The 21,593-nt window shown below is 60.9% G+C and carries 19 protein-coding genes; 10 read left to right on the top strand and 9 right to left on the bottom strand.

Annotated elements, in window-relative coordinates; all coding sequences use genetic code 11:
- The first annotated feature begins 102 nt into the window (after window positions 1-102).
- Window positions 103-282 carry a hypothetical protein gene (locus tag N6G83_RS05365; protein WP_025302915.1) on the top strand — a complete coding sequence of 60 codons (180 nt, stop codon included), beginning with the start codon at window positions 103-105 and terminating at the stop codon, window positions 280-282.
- Window positions 283-308: 26 nt separating this feature from the next.
- The gene (locus N6G83_RS05370; RefSeq protein WP_025302914.1) at window positions 309-1,685 is read left to right on the top strand and encodes a cation diffusion facilitator family transporter; all 1,377 of its coding nucleotides are present in this window, start codon (window positions 309-311) and stop codon (window positions 1,683-1,685) included.
- Here N6G83_RS05370 and N6G83_RS05375 read toward each other — a convergent pair.
- The 3 genes from N6G83_RS05375 to N6G83_RS05385 form a co-directional block, all read right to left on the bottom strand.
- Window positions 1,628-2,473, bottom strand: coding sequence for an inositol monophosphatase family protein (locus N6G83_RS05375; protein ID WP_025302913.1), 846 nt, complete (start codon window positions 2,471-2,473; stop codon window positions 1,628-1,630). The two genes, N6G83_RS05370 and N6G83_RS05375, sit on opposite strands and share 58 nt — an antisense overlap.
- A 66-nt stretch (window positions 2,474-2,539) precedes the next feature.
- The gene (locus N6G83_RS05380) at window positions 2,540-2,980 is read right to left on the bottom strand and encodes a GNAT family N-acetyltransferase (protein ID WP_025302912.1); all 441 of its coding nucleotides are present in this window, start codon (window positions 2,978-2,980) and stop codon (window positions 2,540-2,542) included.
- A gap of 47 nt (window positions 2,981-3,027) precedes the next feature.
- Window positions 3,028-4,758, bottom strand: a complete 1,731-nt coding sequence (locus tag N6G83_RS05385) for an ABC-F family ATP-binding cassette domain-containing protein (RefSeq protein ID WP_141998142.1) — start codon at window positions 4,756-4,758, stop codon at window positions 3,028-3,030.
- Between the two features lie 450 nt (window positions 4,759-5,208).
- Here N6G83_RS05385 and N6G83_RS05390 point away from each other — a divergent pair, with 450 nt between their 5' ends.
- Complete coding sequence (locus N6G83_RS05390) at window positions 5,209-7,638, top strand: DUF3772 domain-containing protein (RefSeq protein ID WP_025302910.1); 2,430 nt, start codon at window positions 5,209-5,211, stop codon at window positions 7,636-7,638.
- A 48-nt stretch (window positions 7,639-7,686) separates the two neighbouring features.
- Here the strand turns inward: N6G83_RS05390 and N6G83_RS05395 are convergent, their stop codons facing one another.
- A complete protein-coding gene (locus N6G83_RS05395; protein WP_164550866.1) occupies window positions 7,687-7,854 on the bottom strand; it encodes a hypothetical protein in 168 nt (55 codons plus the stop codon).
- A 129-nt stretch (window positions 7,855-7,983) separates the two neighbouring features.
- Between N6G83_RS05395 and N6G83_RS05400 the strand changes: the two genes are divergently transcribed.
- The gene (locus N6G83_RS05400) at window positions 7,984-8,799 is read left to right on the top strand and encodes an alpha/beta fold hydrolase (protein ID WP_025302908.1); all 816 of its coding nucleotides are present in this window, start codon (window positions 7,984-7,986) and stop codon (window positions 8,797-8,799) included.
- A 50-nt stretch (window positions 8,800-8,849) separates the two neighbouring features.
- Here the strand turns inward: N6G83_RS05400 and N6G83_RS05405 are convergent, their stop codons facing one another.
- The gene (locus tag N6G83_RS05405; protein WP_239665993.1) at window positions 8,850-10,988 is read right to left on the bottom strand and encodes a TonB-dependent siderophore receptor; all 2,139 of its coding nucleotides are present in this window, start codon (window positions 10,986-10,988) and stop codon (window positions 8,850-8,852) included.
- A 387-nt stretch (window positions 10,989-11,375) separates the two neighbouring features.
- Between N6G83_RS05405 and N6G83_RS05410 the strand changes: the two genes are divergently transcribed.
- The 5 genes from N6G83_RS05410 (at window position 11,376) to N6G83_RS05430 (ending at window position 15,922) form a co-directional block, all read left to right on the top strand.
- Window positions 11,376-12,818, top strand: a complete 1,443-nt coding sequence (locus N6G83_RS05410) for a sensor domain-containing diguanylate cyclase (protein ID WP_260514842.1) — start codon at window positions 11,376-11,378, stop codon at window positions 12,816-12,818.
- 104 nt (window positions 12,819-12,922) lie between these two features.
- On the top strand, window positions 12,923-13,273 hold the full coding sequence (locus tag N6G83_RS05415) for a DUF1428 domain-containing protein (protein WP_025302905.1): 351 nt from the start codon (window positions 12,923-12,925) through the stop codon (window positions 13,271-13,273).
- A gap of 11 nt (window positions 13,274-13,284) precedes the next feature.
- Window positions 13,285-13,758: a VOC family protein gene (locus N6G83_RS05420; RefSeq protein WP_025302904.1), complete on the top strand. Its 474-nt coding sequence runs from the start codon at window positions 13,285-13,287 to the stop codon at window positions 13,756-13,758.
- Between the two features lie 27 nt (window positions 13,759-13,785).
- A complete protein-coding gene (locus N6G83_RS05425) occupies window positions 13,786-14,475 on the top strand; it encodes a VIT family protein (protein ID WP_025302903.1) in 690 nt (229 codons plus the stop codon).
- A 109-nt stretch (window positions 14,476-14,584) separates the two neighbouring features.
- Complete coding sequence (locus N6G83_RS05430; RefSeq protein ID WP_025302902.1) at window positions 14,585-15,922, top strand: D-serine ammonia-lyase; 1,338 nt, start codon at window positions 14,585-14,587, stop codon at window positions 15,920-15,922.
- Between the two features lie 48 nt (window positions 15,923-15,970).
- On the opposite strand, the gene N6G83_RS05435 is transcribed toward N6G83_RS05430, so the two are convergent.
- The 4 genes from N6G83_RS05435 to tet form a co-directional block, all read right to left on the bottom strand.
- Window positions 15,971-17,407, bottom strand: coding sequence for a 6-phospho-beta-glucosidase (locus N6G83_RS05435; protein ID WP_099817256.1), 1,437 nt, complete (start codon window positions 17,405-17,407; stop codon window positions 15,971-15,973).
- A gap of 130 nt (window positions 17,408-17,537) precedes the next feature.
- The gene (locus tag N6G83_RS05440) at window positions 17,538-18,272 is read right to left on the bottom strand and encodes a MurR/RpiR family transcriptional regulator (protein ID WP_025302900.1); all 735 of its coding nucleotides are present in this window, start codon (window positions 18,270-18,272) and stop codon (window positions 17,538-17,540) included.
- Window positions 18,273-18,530: 258 nt separating this feature from the next.
- Window positions 18,531-19,487, bottom strand: a complete 957-nt coding sequence (locus N6G83_RS05445) for a sulfonate ABC transporter substrate-binding protein (RefSeq protein ID WP_025302899.1) — start codon at window positions 19,485-19,487, stop codon at window positions 18,531-18,533.
- 198 nt (window positions 19,488-19,685) lie between these two features.
- Window positions 19,686-21,011, bottom strand: coding sequence for a Tet(A)/Tet(B)/Tet(C) family tetracycline efflux MFS transporter (tet, locus tag N6G83_RS05450; protein ID WP_306789722.1), 1,326 nt, complete (start codon window positions 21,009-21,011; stop codon window positions 19,686-19,688).
- Between tet and tetR the strand changes: the two genes are divergently transcribed.
- Window positions 20,929-21,570 carry a tetracycline resistance transcriptional repressor TetR gene (gene tetR, locus N6G83_RS05455; RefSeq protein ID WP_025305231.1) on the top strand — a complete coding sequence of 214 codons (642 nt, stop codon included), beginning with the start codon at window positions 20,929-20,931 and terminating at the stop codon, window positions 21,568-21,570. The two genes, tet and tetR, sit on opposite strands and share 83 nt — an antisense overlap.
- Window positions 21,571-21,593 lie beyond the last annotated feature (23 nt).

Genomic DNA, 21,593 nt, shown 5'->3' on the forward strand with positions numbered 1-21,593 from the left:
GCTAAAGATCCGCCTAGATGCATCCTCCCCGTAACCGCTATTTATTATGGGGAGGATTTAGTGGCGCGCTGAACGCGCGGCCTGATACGGGAGTTGATAATAATGACGATTCTTATTTTGGGATTGCTCTACGCCATTTTAATGATCTCGGTGGGCGTTAATGAGATTTATTTTTATTCCACCGGAAAATCCAATTTTCTTACTAGCCTCATGCTGACATTCTCTGGCAGTATGCTGCTGATCGCCTTTGTCTGGCAATTATCCGCTAAAGTAAAAAAATAAATCACCGTCTGAATGTGAGCAGCATCATGCAGAATGAAAAACAGGCCGTGGCCAGAAACTCGATGATTGCCAGCGGGGTGCTGGCCACGGGCAAATTCGTCGCCGGCATTTTTACCGGCAGTATTGGCCTGATATCCGAAGGGATCCACTCTTTCACCGATTTTATCGCCACCAGCATCACCTGGCTGGCGGTGCGCATCAGCGATAAACCCGCCGATGACGATCACCACTTCGGCCACGGCAAAGTGGAAAACCTGGCGGCGCTGTTCGAAGTGCTGTTGTTGCTGGGCGCCGCCGGTTGGATTGTCTATGAGGCGGGCAGCAGCCTGCTCGGGCAACCGCATGAGATCGTCGCGGCGCCGGTGGTGATCGCGGTGTTGCTGATCTCCATCTGCGTCGATTTCTTCCGCGTGCGGGCGCTCAACCGCGTCGCCAAAGCCACCGACAGCGCGGCGCTGGAGGCGGATGCGCTGCATTTCTTCTCCGACATGCTTTCATCCGGCGTGGTGCTGCTGGGCATGGTGTTTGTGCTGCTAGGCTTTGGCCGTGCGGACGCCATCGCCGCGCTGATCGTCGCCGGTTTTATCTTTGTCGCCGCAATCAAGCTCGGTAAACGCTCCTTCGACTCGTTGATGGATACTGCGCCCGCCGGAGCCACCGAAGCGATTCGCGCCACGCTGGACAGCTTTCCGGCGGTGCTGGCCTGCGACAGCGTGCGCATTCGCAACGCCGGCGCCGTAATGTTTGTCGAGATCACGGTGGCGGTGTGCCGCACCTTGCCGCTGGAGCGCATCGATACGTTGAAGCGAGAAATCATCGAACGGCTGCGGGAGCAGTACGCCAGGGCGGAATTCACCGTCATCGCGGTGCCGCAGACCCGCAGCGACGAAGACATGGCGACGCGCATTCGGGCGATTGCCGCCAACCACGGCGCGCAGGTGCAGAATGTGACCTTGCAGCAGTTGCCGACGCGTATGGCGATCGGCATGGATTTGGCGGTGCCGGCCCACGTCAGCGTGGCGCAGGCGCATGACATCGCCACGGAAATAGAAGGGATCCTGCGCCAGGCGATCGGCGAAGACACTGAAATAGAGACGCACCTGGAGCCGCAGACGCCGCACTGGCTGACCAGCGAGGATGTCGATGCGGTGGAGCTGGCCGCTATTCGCCGTATCCTGCAATCGGCGCTGGAGCAGGGGGAGAATGTGCAAGACGTACACAACATCCGTGCGCGCAAGACCGACGGCGGCATCATCGTCAACTTCCACTGCCGCGTGTCGCCGGCGGTAACCATCGCCGCCGCGCACGATGCGGTCGATCGGGTCGAGCGGCGGCTGCGCGCGCTTTATCCGGCCATCACGCGCGCGATAGGGCACGTCGAGCCGATCAAGCCCGGCATTTGAATCAGCTCGGCCAACTGCGGATAGAGCACCGCGTTGGCCAGCAGCAGCGGGTTGCCGCGCCGCAGCCCGTTGTTGTGCATAAAGTCATTCGCCACGCCGCCGGCTTCGCGCGTCAGCACCAGTCCAGGCAGACTGTCCCAGGCATTCATGTGCGGTTCGTAATAGCCCAGCAGCCGTCCGGCGGCCACCTGGGCGGTCATCAACGCGCCGGAGCCGCTGCGCACAAACATTCCTCCCGCCTGCAGCAGGCGACAGAGAAAGCCGCTGAATTCCGCCGCCGAGGCGCGTGGTGATATCCCGACGCCCATCACGCCATCCGCAACGCTGCGCCCGGCATGCACGCCTATCGGTTCCCCGTTGAGGAAGGCGCCGCCGCCGCGGCAGGCGCGGAACATCTCGCGGTGGTTGGGATCGTAGACCACACCGATCGTCGGCTCGCCGTCGATCACCACGCCTATCGCGATACACCAGGTATGCAATCCGTTCAGGAAGCAGGCGGTGCCATCGATAGGATCGACGACCCAAACGCAGGCGGCGTGCTCGCCGCTGCTGCCGCTCTCTTCGCCGAGAAAGCCATCCTGGGGAAACCGGCGATTGATCATGCGGCGGATCAGCGCTTCGACGCGGCGGTCGGCTTCGCTGACCACGTCCTGCAGCCCCTGTTTAAAGTCGACCGCCAGGCTTTGCCGCCGTTGATAAAAACTGAAAGCGAGATCGGCGGCGGCGCGGGCGATCTCACGCGCGAAGCGGTAGCGCGCCTCGATGTCCCGTGGGGAAAGTGAAGTCATGGCAGGCTCGATAGCAAAGAACGAATCGATTTACTCTGCCATAAAAGGATGAAAGTAATGTGTCGCTCAGGGCGGCGGGGATGAAAAGCGCAGCTGCATCATGGCATCGGGGGCCGAAAGTGGTTGAGTCATGGTCCCGGCCGGTATTACCGAGCGCCAAAACGCCAGCCCGCGCGGATTATCCTGGCTGACCGACAGCGACCAACCGCCGGGATGCTGCGCGAACAAGGAATGAGCGGCCCGTTGTCCCAGCCCGTTGCGTCGCCATTCGGGTTTGATGTAGAACTCCGCCATTTCGACGGTGGCGCTATCCAGACGCCTGACCAACGCGAAACCGGCGGTTTGCCGATCGCTCAACATCAAATAAGGGTAGCGGCCGACCTCGCGCCAGTAGAGCGGCAGATAGGGGTAATCTCCATCGGCGCCCAACTCGCGAAGGCAATCGGACAGCATGGCCGCCAGCAGTGGCCGCTGCGCGAGTGAGGCTTGCTCAAGGGAAAATGCCATGTCGCACTCCATCAAAAAACAGGCCGCCGGATGGCGGCCTGTCAAGGTTAGCCCAGATGCAACCGGGCGGTGATGTCGGCAATCTCGCGGCGCCAGCGCGCCTGAAGCTCCGGTTTCTGGTGCTTCGGCTTGCGCGCCTGGTCGGCCTCCAATTTGCTTTCGAGGGCAAACAGGGCGGTCAACAGCGCTTCTTCGCCTTCCAATCGATCGTCCGGCGTCGGGCCATCAGCATTAGCCCTGTCCGCCGTCGGCAGTGCCGGCGCTTCGCCCGCCAGGCGCTGATACACCGGCGCCAGATCGTGCCACTCCTCCAGTTTTTGCTGGTCGATCAGCCAAAAGCGGTTGCAGCTCTGTTCGATCAGCATCCTGTCGTGGGTAACCAGCATGACGGCGCCGGGGAACTGGCGCAGCGTTTCCGCCAGCTCCTCTTTGCCCGCCATGTCCAGGTGGTTGGTGGGCTCGTCCAGCAGCAGCAGCGAATGGTTGGCCAGCGTCAGACCGACGAACAGCAGCCGCGAACGCTCACCACCGCTCAGCGAACGGATCTGCTGATGGTGGCGCAGGTAAGGAAAACCGGCGCCGATCAGCGCCAGTTTCCGCTGTTCCTCGGTCAGCGGTGCAAACTGCGCCAACGCGTCGCTCAACGTGTCTTCATCGCGCAGCTGTTGCAGGCTCTGATCGTAATAGCCGATGCGCACGCGCGGATGGAACAGCGCCGGGCGCTCCGTTTGTTGCTGATACTCACGCCACAACAGGCGCAGCAGCGACGATTTACCGCAGCCGTTGCGCCCGACGATGGCGATGCGATCGCCGCTTTTCACGCGCAGATGTTCGAGGCTGAACAGCACCGGCGCATCCGGCGCCGGGCGCACCGCCCAGTGCGGCAGCGCCAGCAGGCGATCGGCATCCAGCGCTTCTCCCTGCAGCCGCAACCGCCACGGGCTGCCGGCGGTCAGGGTGGTCTGTTCTTCCTTCAACCGATCGACGCGCTTCTCCATTTGCTTGGCCTTGCGCGCCAGATCTTCGTTGTCGTAGACCTTGCCCCAGGTCGCCAGGCGTTTGGCGCTTTTTTCCACCCGGTCTATCTCTTTCTGCTCGGCGTAGCGCCGCTGTTCGTCCGCGGCGTCCTGTTCCGCCAGCGCGGTGCGCGCCGCAGAGCAGGGCAAACGGAAGAACTGCAGCGTTTTGTCGCGCAGGATCCAGGTGCAGTTAGTCACCTGATCGAGCAGGTAGCGATCGTGCGACACCAGCACGAAGCTGCCGGCCCAGCTGCGCAAGAACTGTTCCAGCCACAGCAGCGTGGGCAGGTCCAGGTGGTTGCTGGGTTCGTCGAGCAACAGCAGATCGGGTTGGCGGATCAACGCGCGCGCCAACAGCAGCCGCGTATGCTGGCCGCCGCTGAGGGTGCCGGCGGTCAACGTCCAGCTCGCCGGTTCAAACCCCAGCTCGGCCAGTAACGCTTCACAGCGCCAGCGTTCACTGAGGTGTTGGCCCGCAGGCAGCCGCGCCAGCACCGCATCCAGCAGGGTGCTGGCGTGCAGCTCCGGCGGCAGGTGCTGCTCGATGCGCGCCATCAGACATTGGTGTGACAATGTCACTGAACCGGTGTGCGCAGGTAGGTCACCGCTGAGAATTTGCAGCAGGGTGCTTTTGCCGCAGCCGTTATCGCCGATTAAACCGATGCGGTCGCCTTTTTTCAGGCTGAAGGAAATCTCGCTCAGCAGGACGCCGAACGCGTTGTCGTAACCGACAGATTGTGCAGACAGTAATGTGCTCATTGCTTACTCAAGAGTTACAGGCATGACAATGCCTATCGTCAAACATCGCTGACGACAACCCGGTAAGCCGGAGGGAAGATCCTGGATTTTAGTAAGCTTCGCTCAAGCTGGGTTATCGCAGCACGATACCGGTAATGCTTGAGCGGCGACGATTACCAAAGAAGTGTGAGTGAAAAACCAATTCACACGTCAGCATAGTAAGTCTCCTTTTATTGGTTGCAGGTTAATCGGTGGCTGGAGTATAGAGCGCTTTATGCCGTATCGCCAGTGTAAAAGCGCCTGAATAATCAGCAGGCTAAGGCGAGCACGGGCGCGTGGCACACAATGGGAATAATTACTGTATTTCGGCCGACATTAAGCAGCTATTATAATTAGCGTTTATGGTTAAGCGACGGTTCATCCGCCGCCTTTTCGTCTGTCTATCAGATAATGATGCTGAGCACTGAATTTATGTTAAAGCCCCGTTCGTTCCTGCTGTTGTTGTTATTGCTGTTGGGTTTGCAGCTGACGCCGCTCGGCGCCGTCGCCGCCCCCCAGGATGATCCCACCGCCGAAAGCGCGCCCGATCCCGCTACGCAGCTGAAAGCCGCGCAAAAGCAGTTGGACAGCATGAAGCAGCTGGTTTCAAAGGCTACCACCGACACCCAGCTCAGCAAGCTGCGGCTGGCGACCGACGATCTGGTCGCCAGCATGGATAAATTGTCTGCCGATCTGCAGCCGCTGCAGGAAAAACTGCAGGCACAGCTGGACGTGCTGGGGCCGGCCCCGGTGGCCGGCGCGCTGCCGGAAACCCCGGCTGTCGCCCAGCAGCGTAATGCGCTGAACAGCAGCAAGAAGCAGCTGGACGATGCGGTAAAACGTGCACAGGCCATCAAGACCAGCGCTTTCGACCTGGGGCAGCAGATCAGCGATCTGCGGCGGGTAGCGTTTAAAACCCAGCTGGCGCTGAACACCGGCAGCATTTTGGGCGTCAAATTCTGGACGCCGGTGGTGCAGCCGTCAGCGGATGACGTGCAGCGGCTGGACCAGTTCAACGCCGAGATGAAAGCGGCCTGGGACGCCAGTTGGCAGGACGAATGGCGTTACGGCACGCTGGCGTTGCTGGCGCTGGCGGTGATCGTCTGGTCCTGGGGGCGCTATTTGTCCGAGCGTTTCCTCGCCTGGGTCAGCATTCGCTTCCTGCCGGACGGGCGCCTGCGCCGCAGCTTTATGGCGATCATCACCGTGGCCGTGACGGTGTTCACTACCTCGATCGCGCTGAATTTGCTGTATTACGTTTTTATCCGCGTGCAGCCGCTGCCGGTGATGCTGGAAGACTTCGCCGAAGGCTTTAACCGTCTGGGGATTTTCTGCGCGCTGATCGCCGGGCTGGGGCGTGCGGCGCTGTCGCTGAATCGTCCGTCGTGGCGTTTGGCGTCGCTGGACAATGAAGTGGCCGCCGGGCTGCGTTACTTCTCGCCGCTGCTGGCCGGTCTGGCGCTGGCGTTCGGCACCGTTGAGCTGATCAACAACGTCGTCAGCGCCTCATTGGCCACCACCATCTTCGGCAACGGCCTGGTAGCGGGATTGATCGGCATGGTGCTGCTGGCGGCGCCGCTGCGCGGCCAGCGCATTCGTCGCCGTCTGGAGCAGCAGGGCGCGCACCTGGAAAAACGCACGCTGGTCGGCGGGCTGGTGCACATCGTCACCCTGGTGTGTTCGGTGGTGATCCTGCTTTCCTTGCTTGTGGGTTACATCGCCTTCGCCCGCTTCCTGACCTACCAGCTGATCTGGGTGGTGCTGGTGCTGATGGCGTTCTACTTCATGGTGTTGTTCGCCACTGACCTGTGCGCCGCGCTGTTTTCGCCGCAGACCGTCAGCGGCAAGATGCTGAAGAAAACGCTCAGCTTCAAGGATCGCCATCTGGAGCAGGTGGCGATCATCACCACCGCGCTGGCCAAATGTTCGCTGTTGCTGTTGATGATCGTCGCGTTGTTCAACGGCTCGTTCGGCAGCACCACGCCAGGCTCGCTGATGGAGAAAATCGTCTCGATCCTGACCGGCGAAGGCTTACAGCGTTTCAACATCGTGCCCGGCAACCTGCTCAACGCCGTGATCTGTCTGGCGATCGGTATCTACATTCTGCGCGCGGTGCGGCGCTGGCTGGGCTCTGAGCTGCTGCCGAAAACCATTTCGGACGTCGGCATCCGGGCCTCGCTGGTGACGCTGTTCAGCAATATCGGTTATGTGCTGGTGATTCTGATCACCCTGGCGGCGCTCGGCATCCAGTGGAGCAACCTGGCGTGGATCGTCAGCGCCTTGTCGGTCGGTATCGGTTTCGGTTTACAGGAGATCGTGAAGAACTTTATTTCCGGCCTGATCCTGCTAACCGAGCGCCCGGTGAAGGTCGGGGATATGATCGGCATCGGCGGCGTGGAAGGCGACGTGCGGCGCATCAACGTGCGCGCCACCGAAATCCAGCTCAGCGACCGCTCCACCATGATCGTACCGAACTCGCAGCTGATCTCGCAGAACGTGCGCAACGCCACCATGGGCAACGCGCAAGGGGTAGTGACCATCGCGCTGACGTTCCCGACCTCGATCGATCCGGAGCAGGTGCGCAATATCTTGCTCAGCGCCTATAACGAGTACGAAACCATTCTGGAGACGCCGGCACCTTATGTGCGCTTTAGCCAGCTGGGGCCGGACGGTATTATCCTGAGCGTGACTGGCTACGTGCCGAGCCCGCGCATGGTCGGCGCCACCAAGAGCGAACTGCTGTTCAATATCCTCAAGCTGCTGCGCGCGCAGGAAGTGAGCCTGTCCAGCCCGCAAGAAGTGGTGTTTATGAAACAGCAGGCGACGCGGTATCAGGCCAACGAAGAGGAACACTCCTCCTAACCCAGCCCTGAGGCGGCGGGCCGTTAAGTGACGGCCCGCCGAACGTGGCTAGTACATCGACGGCTCCACCGATTGCGAGCAGTCGCTGTTGGCGCTGGATTTGGTGCAGGTGTAAGGTTCATTCGGCGATGCCGAAGGCGCATTCGATGGGCCGCCGCCTCCGCCGATACAACCGCTCAGCATCAGCATCAAAAACACGAGAATTATCTTCTTCATCTCACCGTCCTCCATTGCGATTCCTCCCTTAAGTATATGTCGGGAAAGCGAACGGCACCGCTCACCGGTGCAATCTATACTCCTATGATAACTTTTCGGCGCACAACGGCGGCGAACGAGGAGGGAAAGATGCAAACCGACGACGATTTGACCCACTTTGCCGCGCAGGGTGCGCCGCCGTTGCCGCCCTTTACCAAGCAGGGTGATGTCGAACATGACGGCGCGCGCATCTGGTATGCGGCCTATGGCGCGGATCCGACGGTGATCCTGCTGCACGGCGGCCTAGGCCACAGCGGCAACTGGGGGTATCAGCTGCCGACGCTGCTGGCCGCCGGGTATGGGGTGTTGCTCATCGATAGCCGCGGGCACGGGCGCAGCACGCGCGACGGCCGACCGTATCGTTACGATCGGATGGCCGATGATCTGTTGGCGGTGATGGATGCGTTGCGGATCCCGCACGCCGCGCTGGCGGGCTGGAGCGATGGCGCCTGTGTTGCGCTTATCGCTGCCCATCGGGCGCCGCAGCGGGTGGACGGCGTTTTTTTCTTCGGTTGCAATATGGACGCCAGCGGCGTTAAACCGCCCGCGTCCAACCCCATCGTGGAGCGCTGTTTTGCGCGTCATGCGCAGGACTATGCCGCCTTGTCGCCGACGCCGGAGGAGTTCGACGCGTTCGTCGCTGCCGTGAGCCTGATGATGAGCAGCCAGCCAGACTACCGCGTACAGGAATTGGCAGCCATTCGCGTGCCGGTGACGATCGTTCATAGCGAGCACGATGAGTTTATCCGCGTCGAGCATGCCGTCTACTTGAGCCGCAGCATCCCTGGCGCCCGTCTGGTGATGCTGCCGGGTGTCAGCCACTTCGCGCCGCTGCAGCGGCCGGCGGTGTTCAACCGCGCGCTGTTGGATTTTCTCGCCGATGTGATGTGTCGCAAGGCGTTTTGAGGGCCGCCGCAAAGAAAACGGGCGCCAAACGGCGCCCAAGGCGTGACAGGTTAGAAATCGACCGTCGCCTGCAGGCTCAGGCTGCGCGGCTCACCCTCAATCACGCGTAAATTACCGGCGCTGGAAGCATAGTATTCGCGGTTGAACAGGTTTTTCACATTCAGTTTCAGCTGAGTATGTTTCCCCAGCAGCTTGCTGTCCCAGGCGACAAAGGCATCCGCCACGGTATAGGCCGGCATGGTGAAACTGTTCTCCGGATCGCCGGCGCGGCGACCGACGTAGCGCGCGCCGCCGCCAATGCGCACCTCGCCGGGCACCACCGGCAGCGTCATGCGGCGGCTGAGGTACAGGCCGCCCATGTTGGTCGGGGCGTTGACCAGCCGATTGCCGACGTTGGTCGGATTGAGGTTGTCTTCGACGATCTCGGTTTTGTCGTAGCTGTAGTTGGCGGTGAGATCCCAGTTGGGCGCCACTTCGCCGTTCAACTCCAATTCCGCACCGGTGGAGCGCGCTTTGGGAATGCTGCGGGTCACGCCGTTGATAAAGATCGACATATTGCTTTCATCGATGCGATAGAGCGCCAGCGTGGCGTCGAACGCCGGAGTGATCTGCCATTTTCCGCCTACCTCATAGGTGGTGCCGGTTTCCGGCGCGGCGACGTCGCCATTGTCGTCGATGGCGGTGGACGGCGTGAACGAACGGCTGTAATTGCCGTACAGCGACAGGCTCGGCGTCAGCTTATACACCAACCCCGCCTGCGGCAAAAACTGGTCGTCTTTGTCATTGAGCGTATTTTTCGGTTTCTGGAAACCGTTGCTGTTGTTCTGGTAATACGACTGATAGCGCGCGCCCAGCACCGCGATCCATTGATCGGTGAGATGAATGCTGTCCTTGGCGTACAGGGAACGGCTGAACAGCGTGGCGCGCAGGTTGCTTGACGCGTCACTGTAAGTGGTGCTGTCGGTGACCGGCGTTTCGCCATACACCGGATCGTACATGTTGAAGGTCTTCGAGACCTTGCCGCGGTAGGAATAGGCCTTGTAGGTCTGATTTTTCTCGTAGTCCACGCCCAGCAGCAGGTCGTGCTGCATGCCGAACAGCTGCGGCGAACCGGTCAGATCCCAGGAGTAATAGTGGGTTTGATGATTGAAACCGCGATTGGCGTCGGCGCGGCGCGAGACGATGCCGGTCGTGGTGTCGACCGCGGTGGCGCGCACTTCGTTGCTGTCGTAACGGCGTTGCAGCCAGGCGTAGTTGAAGCGGGTCGTCCAGATCGGATCCAGCGCGTACTCATAATGGGCGTTCAGACGTTTGTTCTTGCCCCAGGCATGGTTCGCGTAGTCATCCAAGCGGCGGTCATAGGGCACATCGACCGGTTTGCCGTCGATAAATGCGGTGCCGCGATCGTAAGGAATGTCGTACTTGTATTCGCTGTAGGCGATGTTAAAGGAAGCCTGGTCGCCGAACCAACTGAGCGAGGGGGCGATCAGCGTGTGTTCGTCGCTGCCGAAATTGCGCCAGTAATCTGCGTGCTGGCGTTCGGCGATCAGGCGAAAGGCGAAGCCGCCGCCCAGCGGGCCGGTCACATCGACGCTGCCGCTGCCGCCGCCAACACTGTTGGTGGCGCCGCTGATGCGGGTGTTCCAGTCATACTGCGGTTTTTTGCTGATCAGATTGATGACGCCGCCGGGGCTGAGGATGCCATACAGCAGCGAAGCGGAACCTTTCAGGACCTCAACGCGATCGGTGGTGGCGTCCATGCTCAACCCCTGATTGCTGCGCACGCCGTCGATGAAGACCGAGCCGTCGGAGTTAACCCCGAACCCGCGTTTGACGAAGCCATCCTCCGTGCCGCCGAGCGTGTTGCCCTGGGTGACGCCGCTGACGAACTTCATCGCGTCATTGACGCTTTTGACCTGGAAGTCGTCAATGACCTGAGAGGTGACGACGCTGACCGATTGCGGTACTTCGGCGATCGGCGCGGCGGTCTTGCCGGCGGTCGAGGCGGTGTCGGCGCTATAGCTGCCAGAAGGCTGGGCCGCGGCGGTCACCGTAATGGATTCCTCCGTTTTTGCGCCGGGTGCGGCGGCGATCGCCAGGGCGGGGAACAGGCCGGCGAACAGGGGCAGCGAGCGAAAAACGTGATTTTTTTTGTTTTTGTTGGGGTGGCGAAGAACTGACTGGCGCATATAATTCCGTAAAAAATAATAAATAGTAACGATTATCATTATAATTATCATTTATACGTTTTGAATAGTGGGGAATGCCTGTATCCCTTCACTGCGCGATTTAATTTTGTCTTTACGGTAAAAGGCGGCGATTTTGCCGGTAAAAAATCGGCTGGGTGGCAATAACGATCGTAGTGACGGGAGGGGCGCGGCAGTTTGTTCGCCGGAAGGGGGATTCCTGTCAATATATTGATACACAAATATATTTTCCCTTGATGAATAAACAGGTGTCCGGGCAGGCAAAACTGGCAATAATAGGCGGGTCGGCCGTTTATCTTCGCCTCATCGCCGACGGTTGTGACGCGAACAGACGGTCACTTTATGCTAGCGGAAGTCTCTGGATCCAAGATGCAAACCACCTCGTTGTCCGATACCCGGAAAATCTGGCCCGCGCTCATCATTTTTTTGCTGGTGTTCACCCTGTGTCTGCTGGGCATCGTGAGTCGCCCCGGCAGCTTTCTGGCGATATTCTGGCCGGTGAACGCCGTACTGCTGGCCGTTTTGGTGCGGCGGCCACAGTGGGCTACGCGGGCCGGCTGGGGCATGGCGGTGCTGGGCTATCTGGCGGCGGATCTGTTGACCGGCAGTTCGCTGCAAAAGACGCTGCTGCTGAACGTCGCCAATCTGACCGGCGTCGTGGTGGGGTATCTGTTGTTCATGCGGCTGTCGCCGCCGGCGCGCACGTTGCAGCGCGGCACGTCCAGCATGTACCTGTTCGGTATCTGCCTGGCTGCCGCCGCCGCGACCGGCGCGGTGGGCGCCGCAACTTCGCAGTGGCTGTTCGGCAGACCGTATCTGACCTCGCTGGCGCTGTGGTTCTCGTCCGAGTTCACCAACTACGTCACGCTGATGCCGTTTATTCTGGCGTTTCCCGCCGATTGGCGACGTCGCCTTGCGGCGGCCGGCGCCCTGTTCACCCAGCGCAGCCAATGGCCGCGGGCGGGGCGAAAACTCACGGTATTGGCGCTGCTGTTGCTGGCGGCGGTGTGCAGCGTGCTGATCGGCGGCCCCGGGGCGGTGATCTTTCCCATGCCGGTGCTGCTATGGCTGGCGATGTCCTTCTCATTGTTCTGCACCATGATTGCGGTGCTGATTTATGTGCTGTGGTGCCATCTGGCGATCGATTTCGGGTTGCTTAGCACGACGCACGACATGAAGGTGTTGCAAAACGCGGTATCGATGCGTTTGGGCATCGCGCTGCTGGCGCTGGGGCCCATCGCCGTGGCCAGCATGAACTATGCGCGTAATGCGCTGCTGCGCACGCTGGAGCACGTGGCGAATCACGATGCGTTAACGCACGTGCTGACGCGCAATGCGTTTATGCAGCGCGGCGAACGGTTGATAGACCAAAAGGGCGAGCTGGTGTGCGTCATGATGCTCGATATCGACTATTTCAAATCGATTAATGACCGTTTTGGCCATGCTGGCGGCGATCAGGCACTGATGGCCTTTACCCGCGCGATCGCCGCCGATCTGAGCGTCGGTGACCTGTTCGGCCGCATGGGGGGCGAAGAGTTCGCCATCGTTTCGACGCTCGGCCAGCCGCAGCAAGGATGGCAATTGGCCGAACGCCTGCGGCAACGCATCGAAACGGAGTCTATCCTCATGCCGGCCGGGCATCCGCTGCAGATCACCGTCAGCATCGGCATGGTGACCTGCCCGGGCGGCGCCGGCCAAAGCCTGGCGGATCTGCTGAAGCTGGCGGATCTGGCGGTGTACAAAGCGAAAAACGCCGGCCGTAACCGGGTTGCCACACCGGAATCGTCTCCGCCGGCTGCTCATGGCCGCTGAACTTCCGATCCGCGCTCTGCCCCGGCCGTCTAAACTGGTAGGGGGCGCGGGCATTTCCGCCTGCGCCGAACCGACTGTCCTTAATCAGACAAGAGGATGCCAGAATGAAATACGTAGACGGGTTTGTGGTGGCGGTACCGGCCGCCAATAAGGAGGCCTATCACCGGTTGGCGGCCGCAGCGGCGCCGCTGTTCAAAGAGTTTGGCGCCACGCGCATCGTGGAATGTTGGGGCGATGACGTGCCCGACGGCAAACTTACCGACTTTCGCGGCGCGGTGAAAGCCCAGGAAGACGAAGTGGTGGTGTTCAGTTGGATAGAGTACCCCTCCAAGGCGGTACGCGACGCCGCCAACGAAAAAATGATGAACGACCCGCGCATGAAAGCGCTGGGCGAGATGCCGTTCGACGGCAAACGCATGATCTTCGGCGGTTTCGCGCCGATCCTCGATGCGTAAAGGAGGCACAGATGGCCAGAATTACGCAACATCTGTGGTTTGAAAAAGACATGGAAGCGGCGCTGAATTGCTATGTCGCGTTGATCCCCGGTTCGTCCGTGAACTGGTTTTCCGAGCTGCCGGCGGATACGCCGAGCGGCCCGGCCGGCAGCGTGAAGCTGGCTTCCTTCACGTTGGGCGACCAGCGCTATGCGGCGATCGAAGCCGGGCCGTTGGATCCGTTCAATCACAGCTTCTCCGTGATGGTGGAATGTGACGATCAGGCGGAGGTCGACAGGCTGTGGGGCGCGCTGAGCGAGGGCGGCGAGGCGGAGCAGTGCGGCTGGCTGCGCGATCGCTGGGGGCTGTGCTGGCAGATCGTGCCGCGGCGCCTGACGGAGTTGATGAACGATCCCGACGCCGCCCGCGTGCGGCGTGTCACGGAAGCGATGCTGTTGATGGGCAAAATCGACATCGCCGGGTTGGAAGCGGCGGCGCGCGAGTAGCGCAACGCTCACTGAGGGAGAGAACGGATGCACCGAGAACGGCACAGTATTGAACGCATCGGCTGGCTGCGGGCGGCGGTGCTCGGCGCCAACGACGGCATCGTTTCAACGGCCAGCCTGCTGCTGGGCGTCGCGGCGGCCAGCGCCTCGCATTCCGCGCTGATGATCGCCGGCGTCGCCGGGTGGGTGGCCGGCGCAATGTCGATGGCCACCGGCGAGTATGTGTCGGTCTCGTCGCAAGCGGATACCGAAAAGGCCGCGCTGGCGGAGGAACAGGCGGAACTGCTTGAAGACTACCCGGGGGAGTTTCGCGAACTGACGTCAATCTACGTGCATCGCGGTCTGGATCCGGCGTTGGCCCGGCAGGTGGCGGAAAAGCTGATGGCGCATGATGCGCTGGAGGCCCACGCGCGCGACGAGCTAGGCATTTCCTCTGCCACCCGCGCCCGGCCGCTGCAGGCCGCGTTGGCGTCGGCCCTGAGTTTCTCTCTCGGCGCGCTGTTGCCGCTGCTGGTGGCGCTGTGGGTACCGGTCGCCTGGACGCGGCCGGCGCTGGTGGCGTCGGCGCTGATTTCCCTCGGCGTTCTCGGCGGCATCGCCGCGAAAACCGGCGGGGCGCCGATCTTGCCGGGCGTGGCGCGCATCCTCATCTGGAGCGCACTGGCGATGGCGGTTTCTTCCGGCGTCGGCCTGCTGTTTGGCGTGACGGCCGGCTAACGTCGCACTTGCATCAATCTATTGCACCTCAAGCTCAGAATTTATCATTTGTCAGCCGCCGGCGTTCGCGGCAAGGTGACGGCAACGCCAACCTCAGTCAGGGACACTTATGCAGAAATCACAGATCCTATCGTGGGTCGCCCAGCATCCGCTGTTGCAACGCATGGTCGCGCTAGAGCCAATCACCTGGTTCAATCCACGCGCGACAACGTTGGCCACAGGGCTGCCCCACGTCGGGTTGACCGCCGCCGACGTCGCCGACGCGGAGCAGCGCCTGGCGCGCTTCGCGCCTTATCTCGCCGCGGCCTTCCCGGAAACCCAACCCACAAAGGGGATCATCGAGTCCGAGCTGGTGGCGCTCCCCGTCATGCAGCTCGCGTTGGATCGGCGCTATGGGCAGACGTTGGGCGGACGCCTGCTGTTGAAAAAGGACAGCCATCTGCCGATTTCCGGCTCGATCAAGGCGCGCGGCGGCATCTATGAGGTGCTGACGCACGCGGAAAAGCTGGCGCTGGAGGCGGGGCTGCTGCACACCGGCGACGACTACGCCCGGCTGTTTTCCGACGAGTTCCGTCAATTCTTCAGCCAGTACCGCATCGCCGTCGGATCGACCGGCAATCTGGGATTATCCATCGGCATCATCAGCGCCCGGTTGGGGTTTGACGTCAGCGTGCACATGTCGGCGGATGCGCGAGAGTGGAAAAAACAGAAGCTGCGCGAAAATGGCGTGACGGTGGTGGAGTACGCCGACGATTACGGCGTGGCGGTCGAACAAGGGCGCAAACAGGCGGCGGACGATCCGAGTTGCTTCTTTATCGATGATGAAAACTCGCAAACCCTGTTCCTCGGCTACGCGGTGGCCGGCGGTCGCCTGAAGCGGCAATTTGCCGAACAGGGCATTGTGGTGGACGCGCAGCATCCGCTGTTCGTGTATCTGCCGTGCGGCGTTGGCGGCGGGCCGGGCGGTGTGGCCTTTGGCCTCAAGCTGGCGTTCGGCGATCACGTTCACTGCATTTTTGCCGAACCGACCCATTCGCCCTGCATGCTGCTCGGCGTCTACAGCGGGTTGCATGACGGCATTGCGGTGCAAGATCTCGGCATCGACAACCGCACGGCGGCGGACGGGCTGGCGGTGGGGCGCGCCTCCGGCTTTGTCGGCCGGGCGATGGAACGTCTGCTGAACGCGTTTTACACTCTCAGCGATGAAGAGATGTTTGCGCTGCTCGGGTTGTTGGACCGGTACGAGCATATCCAACTGGAGCCGTCCGCGTTGGCGGGCATGGCCGGACCGTGGCGCGTTGCCGCCCATGCGAAGGCGCTCAGCGAGCAAGGCATCAGCGCCGAGCTCCTGGCGCAGGCGACGCATCTGGTGTGGGCGACCGGCGGCGGCATGGTGCCGTCGGCGGAAATGGCGAAGTACCTCGCCGCCGGGCAGGCGGCGGAGTAAGGCACAGTAAAAAGGGGCGAAAATCGCCCCTGATTGTCTGTCGTGCGGTTACAGCTGTTCGCCGTTGCTGGCGATCACCTGGCGATACCAGTCGAAGCTTTTCTTGCGCGAACGTTCGAGCGTGCCGGTGCCGTCGTCGTGTTTGTCGACGTAGATGAACCCGTAGCGTTTGCTGTACTCACCGGTGGTGAACGACACGCAGTCGATGCAGCCCCAGGGCGTATAGCCGATCAGGTCTACGCCGTCTTCAATCACCGCTTTCTTCATCTCTTCGATATGGGCGCGCAGATAGTCGATGCGATAGTCATCGTTGATCTGGCCGTCCGCCTCCACCTTGTCGAAGGCGCCGAAGCCGTTTTCCACGATAAACAGCGGCTTCTGGTAACGTTCATACAGCACGTTCAGCGAATAGCGCAGCCCGACCGGATCGATCTGCCAGCCCCAGTCGGAGGCCTTGACGTGCGGGTTCGGCACGTTGCCCGGGAAGCCGAACATGCCGTCGCTGCCGTCCACCGCGTTGGCCTGCAGCGCATTGCTCATGTAGTAGCTGAAACCGATGTAGTCGGTGCAGCCCTCGCGCAGGATCTGCGCGTCCTGCGGCTGCATCTCGATCTTCAGCCCTTTGCGTTCCCAATCGCGCAGCAGGTAGCTTGGGTAGTAGCCGCGCATCTGCACGTCGGTATACAGATAGCGCTGGTGCATCGCTTCCACGGCGTACATCACGTCGTCCGGTTTACAGGAATAAGGATAGAACGGCACGCAGGCCAGCATGCAGCCGATTTTGAATTCCGGGTTGATCTGATGGCCGAGTTTGACCACCTGCGCGCTGGCGACGAACTGGTGGTGCAACACCTGGTACAGCGCCTGTTCCGGGTTGTCTTCCTGGGTGTAATCCACGCCGGAACAGCAGTAGCCGAACAGCGGGTAGCGGTAGTTGCTCTGGTTGTTGATCTCGTTGAAGGTCATCCAGTACTTCACTTTTTCGCGGTAGCGACGCATCACCACCTCGCTAAAGCGCACGAAGAACTCCACCACCCGGCGATTTTTCCAGCCGCCGTAAGCTTTCACCAAATGGTAAGGCATTTCGAAGTGGGACAGGGTGATCACCGGCTGAATACCGTATTTCAGCAGTTCGTCGAACAGGTCGTCGTAAAACTGCAGGCCGGCCTCGTTCGGCGTCGCTTCGTCGCCGTTCGGGAAAATGCGCGTCCAGGCGATCGAGGTGCGAAAACACTTGAAGCCCATCTCGGCGAACAGTGCCACGTCCTGCTTGTAGCGGCCGTAGAAGTCCACCGCTTCGTGGTTGGGGTAACGATAGCCGTCGAGCACGCCGTCGGTCATCACGCGATCCACGCCGTGCGAGCCGCCGGACAGCACGTCGGCGATGCTTGGCCCTTTGCCGCCCCGATCCCAACCGCCTTCAACCTGGTGCGCGGCGACCGCGCCCCCCCACAGAAAATCCTTTGGCAACTGTTTCATCGTCAATGTCTCATCGGTTTATTTAATGAAGGGTAATAACGCTGCGTTGAGAACAGAGTAGCAAGACCGAAAGAAATGTCACGATATAACAAATCACCGTGAAAAGTGATTTGTCACAATAAAAAAACAGCCTGTTTTATTTTTCCGAATTAATATGCCCGAGCCGTTTGCCGATGGTTTCAATAATGTAAAGTACGGGGATCTGCGTGGTAATATTGTGATGCCCGCCGATCAAATGCTGCGGAACGTGGTAGGAGAGGTTGAAGTCCGCCAGCCGCGCCAGCGAAGAGGTTTCGTTGTTGGTGATGCTGATGATCTTGCAGTGGTGCAGGCTGAACTGGCTGGCCAAACGCAGGATCTCTTCGGTCTCGCCAGAGACCGACAGCATGATCGCCACCGCGTTTTTATACATATCGCTGTTGACGGGATAATAAGGATCGTCGATATGGGTGCTGAATTTCCCGACGTTGGAAAAGAAACGCGCGCCATATTTCCCCAATGCGCCCGACGTACTGATGCCGACGAAAATAATTCGCTCGGCGGCGGCGATATGTTGCACCGCCTGATCGATCAGCTGATTAAATTCTTCGTTGCTGACGCTTTTAAAAAAGCTGAGGATTTCGCCGATGCCAGAATCGACCGGTGGCGCATCGGTTTGTTCCAGATACAGCTTGAAACGGATGCGAAATTCCGAATAGCCGTCACAGCCCATTTTCTTGCAAAACCGCAGCACGGTGGTGGTGGAGACGCCGGCGGCCTCGGCCAGCTCGCGGATGGTCATGTACATCACTTGATTCTTGTGTTTGCTGACGTAGGTATAAACCATCAGCTCCAGGGCGTTGAGCTCGGCGATTGCTTTATGGGTAAACATGAGTCGGTCCGGCGGCTGAAAACGGGAAGCTTATCTGCGGGTTAACATAGCAAAATTCCCCGCCGCTGGCACTGCCGGGCAAAAAGAAAAGCCGCACCAGTCAGGCGCGGCCCAGGGTTCACGACGAACAAATTAAAGCAAAACGTTCCGGAAGACATGCCATGAAAACGCGTTTCATCACACAGGGTTAGCATAGGTCAGCTTATTCCGGTGGCAAAATGCCGGTTTCTGCTTTCTAAAGCCAAAGCGCGGCAAAGGCTATGGCGTCTCGGGTTTATCTTCGGACCAGCGGGCGGCGTTGACGTCCACCTTAACCGGCAGCAGCCCGATGGCGGTGAATTTATCCGCCAACTGCTGTTGCTGCCTGAACACCTCCGGCGACATGCGCTGGCTGCCGAACGGCATGCGGGCGATGGCTCTGGCCCAAATGGCCTGATCCAGGCCGGTGCTCTGAGCGAGGATCGCCGCCGCTTCCTGCGGATGGCCGTTGGCCCAGTCGCTCAGCACGCCGAGCTGTTGAATCACCTGTTTGGCGCTGTCCGGGTACGTTTCGGCAAAGCGGCGGCTGGCGAGATAGAAGGTGTAGTGCGGCACCAGGCCTTCCGCGTCTTTCAGCCGACGGGCGTTGGCACGGGTTTCCACCTCGGCGTAGTAGGGATCCCAAATCACCCAGGCGTCGACGCTGCCGCGCTGGAAGGCGGCGCGGGCATCGCTCGGCGGCAGGTAGACCGGCGTGATGTCCTTGTAGCTCAAGCCGGCCTGTTCCAGCGCGCTCACCAGCAGGTAATTGACGTCAGACCCTTTGTTCAACGCCACGCGTTTCCCTTTCAGATCGGCCACGGAGCGGATCGCCGAATCCTGCGGCACCACGATGGCTTCGGTTTTCGGGCTGGGCGGCGAATGTGCCAAATAAACCAGATCGGCCTTGGCGGCTTGCGCGAAGGCCGGCGGAGCGTCGCCGGTCGCCGCCAGATCGATGCTGCCGACGTTCAACCCTTCCAACATCTGTGGGCCGGCGGGGAATTCTATCCAGCGAACCTTGATACCCTGCGGCTCCAGGTTTTTTTCCAGCGTACCGCGGTATTTCAGCAGCGCAAAAATGTTGGCTTTCTGGTAACCGATGGTGATTTGTTGCGGTTTCTCCTGCGCGCCGGCCGGCAGGCCAAACAGGCCGAGCAGCAGGGCGGCGATCAGCGGCGTTGTGAGTTTTCTCATCCTGATTTTCCGATAGGCGAAGTGAACGGTAGCGATGACGCGCTGGGCGTAACGCCATGAAACGGCATTTAAATTTTCCTGCGGCGGGATAAGGGCGATGATAATGAGCGGCGCAGTGGCGTGTAAAGCGCCCGCTTATGCTGAATAATGCCTTGCTTAGCCATAAATGAGCTTAATCGGGAGAGGGTGAGCTTGACGCTACGCCGCGTCACGCTCACGCGAACGCGCCAGCAACAGCGGAACCAACAGATACAGGGCGGCGGCCAACGCCCAGACCAGGCCGGGCCAGACATCGCGCGTGGCGGCGTACAGCGCCGTCGCGACCAGCGGCCCCGCGACGCCGATCAGGCTGCCCATGCTGGCCAGCGTCCCTTGCAGCTCGCCCTGATGATCGTCGTCCACCTTGTGCGCCATCAACGCCTGCAGCGCCGGCAGCGCCATACCGCCCGCGGCGAAGAACGGCAGCAGCGCAAAGGGCGCCCAGCCGCGGGTGGCGATCGATAACAGCACCAGACCCAGCGCGTCGGCCGCCAGGCCGATCAGCAGTGCCTTGCGCTCGCCGAGCCGTGCGACCAGCGGGCCGATGGCGAAGGCCTGCGACAGCGCGTGGCAGGCGCCGTAACCGGCCAGCGACAGGCCCGCCACCATCATGCTCCAGCCGAAACGATCCTGGCCGTATAAAATCCACAGCGTGGCCGGCGCCTGTGAAACCAGCGCCATGATCAGGTAAATACCGGCCAGCGGCAGCAGGCCCGGTTTGCCGTGCAGCCGACGCAATGACGAAAACGGATTAAGGCGGATTTTCTCGGCGGCGCGGGCGCGGGGTTTACGCGATTCCGGCAGCAGGAAAAACGCCATGATCAGGTTGAGGGCATTCATCGCCGCCGCCGCCAGGAAGGGGGCATGCAGATGCCATTCGCCCAGCGATCCACCGAGCAGCGGACCGACGATAAAACCGACGCCGAACACCGCGCCCACCAGGCCAAAACGCCGCGCGCGCTGGCCGGCGGGGGTAATATCGGTGACGTAAGCGGTGGCGACCGCCATGTTGGCGCCGGTGATGCCCGCCAGCAACCGGCCCAGATAGAGCCAGGCCAGCGTCGGCGCGAACGCCATCAGCAGATAGTCGGCCGCCGCGCCGGCGAGCGAAATCAACAGCACCGGACGCCGGCCGAAACGATCGCTCAGTGCGCCGAGGATCGGTGAAAACAGGAATTGCATCAACGCATACGCCGCCAGCAGCGCGCCGTAATGCACGCTGCCGGCGTCGAGGCCGCCCAGTGAGCGCAACAGCGCCGGCAGGATAGGCATGATCAGGCCGATGCCTACCGCATCCAGCAATACCGTCAACAAAATAACCAGCATAGGTTTTTTCAAAATTGCGACTCTAACAGTGATAGAGTATTGAGTATTCCATAGTAACCCTATCAGTGATAGAGAGATGAGCGAAAAAAATACCGCGACGCGTTTAACGCGAGAGACCGTCCTGCGCGGGGCGCTAGCGTTGTTGAATGACATCGGCATCGATGCCCTGAGCACCCGTCGCCTGGCACAACATTTGGGGGTGCAATCTCCCACGCTCTATTGGCATTTCAAGAACAAGGCCGAACTGCTGAAGGCGATGGCGGAAACCATCATGTTGGATCACCGTGAAGAGGTGCCCGCCGACATGCCCTGGCAGGATTGGGTCGTTACCAATGCGAGCCATTTCCGTCGGGCGCTGCTGGCTTACCGCGACGGCGCGCGTCTGCATGCCGGCACCCGGCCGCAGGAACCGCAATTCGCCATCATTGAGGCCAAGGTGGCGCTGTTGTGTCGGGCGGGGTTGACGCCGGAACGCGCCGTTAATCTGCTGTTCGCCGTCGGACGTTTCGTGGTGGGCTGGGTGCTGGAAGAGCAACAAATGCAGTCGGACGATGCGCTGAATGACGCCGATCGCCAGCGTTACCCGCTGCTGTGCGAAGGCTGGGAAACATTGCAGGATAAGGGCGCAGACGCGCTGTTCGAAGCCAGCGTGCGGCTGTTGGTTGACGGCGCCGAGGCCGAATTGACGATCGACAATAATCACGGCCAGCAATCATAAAACCGGGCTTATCTATAGGAAAT

It is taken from the genome of Serratia sp. PL7 (assembly GCF_945957435.1).